Source organism: Pseudomonas sp. P4_C3 (assembly GCF_056402075.1).
On sequence record NZ_JBFUIC010000517.1, the window covers coordinates 1 to 2,076 of the forward strand.

3 protein-coding genes are annotated in these 2,076 nt (G+C 59.5%); all 3 read left to right on the forward strand.

Annotation, left to right across the window (positions count from 1 at the left end; genetic code table 11):
• Positions 1-117, forward strand: a 117-nt coding sequence (locus tag AC1DVH_RS30080) for a type II 3-dehydroquinate dehydratase (protein WP_477756863.1), incomplete at its 5' end; no start/stop codon positions are given.
• 24 nt (positions 118-141) lie between these two features.
• A complete protein-coding gene (gene accB / locus AC1DVH_RS30085; RefSeq protein ID WP_477756861.1) occupies positions 142-606 on the forward strand; it encodes an acetyl-CoA carboxylase biotin carboxyl carrier protein in 465 nt (154 codons plus the stop codon).
• Positions 607-623: 17 nt separating this feature from the next.
• Positions 624-1,982, forward strand: a complete 1,359-nt coding sequence (gene accC, locus AC1DVH_RS30090; RefSeq protein WP_477756862.1) for an acetyl-CoA carboxylase biotin carboxylase subunit — start codon at positions 624-626, stop codon at positions 1,980-1,982.
• Positions 1,983-2,076 lie beyond the last annotated feature (94 nt).

Sequence of the window (2,076 nt, forward strand, 5' to 3'; positions counted from 1 at the left end):
CACTCTTACTTCTCCGACGTAGCGGTGGGAGTGATCTGCGGCCTTGGCGCCAGCGGTTATCGACTGGCCCTGGAGGCCGCCCTGGAACAGCTTGAACAACAAGTTAACCGCCCCTGACCGACCCTTGGGAGTTGATGATTCATGGATATCCGTAAAGTTAAGAAACTGATCGAATTGCTGGAAGAGTCCGGCATCGACGAGCTCGAGATCAAGGAAGGCGAAGAGTCCGTACGCATCAGCCGTCATAGCAAGACCCCGGCTCAGCAGTACTACGCACCAGCTCCAATGCATGCTCCGGCTGCCGCGCCTGTCGCTGCCGCCGCTCCGGCTGCCGCTGCCGCACCTGCTGCTCCGGCCGCGCCAGCACTGAACGGCACCGTTGCCCGTTCGCCGATGGTCGGTACTTTCTATCGCAAGTCTTCGCCAACCTCGCCGTCCTTCGTGGAAGTCGGCCAGACCGTGAAGAAAGGCGACACCCTGTGCATCGTTGAAGCCATGAAGATGATGAACCACATCGAAGCTGAAACCAGCGGTGTGATCGAATCCATCCTCGTCGAAGACGGCCAGCCGGTTGAGTACGACCAACCGCTGTTCACCATCGTTTGAACCGCGGAGAGCCTTTGATGACTGCGAAGTTGGAAAAAGTTCTGATCGCCAACCGCGGTGAGATCGCCCTGCGGATCCTGCGCGCCTGCAAAGAAATGGGCATCAAGACCGTCGCCGTTTACTCCAAGGCTGACAAGGAACTGATGCACCTGGGCCTGGCAGACGAATCCGTCTGCATCGGTCCGGCATCGGCCGCCCATTCCTACCTGCACATTCCGGCAATCATTGCCGCGGCCGAAGTGACTGGCGCCACCGCCATTCACCCGGGCTACGGTTTCCTTGCGGAAAACGCCGACTTCGCCGAACAGGTCGAGAATTCCGGCTTCGCGTTCATTGGCCCGAAAGCCGAAACCATTCGCCTGATGGGCGACAAGGTATCGGCCAAGCACGCCATGATCGCTGCCGGCGTACCGACTGTTCCGGGTTCTGACGGCCCGCTGCCGGAAGACGAAGAAACCGCTCTGCGCATCGGTCGCGAAGTCGGTTACCCGGTGATCATCAAGGCCGCTGGCGGCGGCGGTGGTCGCGGCATGCGCGTTGTGCACAAAGAAGAAGACCTGATTTCCTCGGCGAAACTGACCCGCTCCGAAGCAGGCGCGGCGTTCGGCAACCCGATGGTCTATCTGGAAAAGTTTCTGACCAACCCACGTCACGTGGAAGTCCAGGTACTTTCCGATGGCCAGGGTCACGCTATCCATCTGGGCGACCGCGACTGCTCGCTGCAACGTCGTCACCAGAAGGTTCTTGAAGAAGCGCCGGCACCGGGCATCGACGAGAACGCACGTGAGGAAGTACTCGCACGCTGCGTCAGGGCGTGCATCGATATCGGCTACCGTGGCGCAGGCACTTTCGAGTTCCTGTACGAAAACGGTCGCTTCTACTTCATCGAGATGAACACTCGTGTCCAGGTAGAGCATCCGGTTTCGGAAATGGTCACCGGCATCGACATCGTCAAGGAGATGCTCAGCATCGCCGCCGGCAACAAGCTGTCGTTCACCCAGGATGACGTGGTCATCCGCGGTCACGCACTGGAATGCCGGATCAACGCCGAAGACCCGAAAACCTTCATGCCGAGCCCGGGCACGGTCAAGCATTTCCACGCTCCAGGCGGCAACGGCGTTCGCGTCGACTCGCACCTGTACAGTGGCTATGCCGTTCCACCGAACTACGATTCGTTGATTGGCAAGCTGATCACCTACGGCGCAACCCGTGACGAAGCCATGGCGCGCATGCGCAATGCGCTGGACGAAATCGTGGTTGACGGGATCAAGACCAACATCCCGTTGCACCGCGACCTGACCCGCGATGAAGGCTTCTGCAAAGGGGGCGTGAACATTCACTACCTCGAGCACAAGCTGGCTGGCGAGAAGCACTAAGCTTCGACCCCATCAACAAGGCCGCCTTCGGGCGGCTTTGTTGTTTGCGGGAAAGAAAGATCAAAAGATCGCAGCCTTCGGCAGCTCCTACATT